A 229-nucleotide genomic window follows, 5' to 3' on the forward strand; every position below is an offset into this window, starting at 1 on the left:
GTAGGTATTATTTTAGGCATTAACTTCGATATTAACTCTACAACTTTAGGTTCTTTAGATAAGGTGTTTAGCATTATTGCTAGTATTGCCACATTATTAATGGCTCTAATCGCTACTTTTGCTCTTTTTACTTGGAAGCATCAGTTTAGCCATGCTGAGCGCTTTAAAACTTTTAAAGAATTAGAGAAAATTGCATTGGAGTGCATCGGTACGACTGAGAAATATTTAG

General features: G+C 33.6%; 1 protein-coding gene. It reads left to right on the forward strand.

What is annotated here, in order from left to right:
- Positions 1–229, forward strand: a 229-nt coding sequence (locus SB724_RS22170; RefSeq protein WP_410573284.1) for a hypothetical protein, incomplete at both ends; no start/stop codon positions are given.

The organism is Bacillus sp. SIMBA_031, from assembly GCF_046535225.1.
Taxonomy (GTDB): Bacteria; Bacillota; Bacilli; order Bacillales; family Bacillaceae; genus Bacillus; species Bacillus velezensis.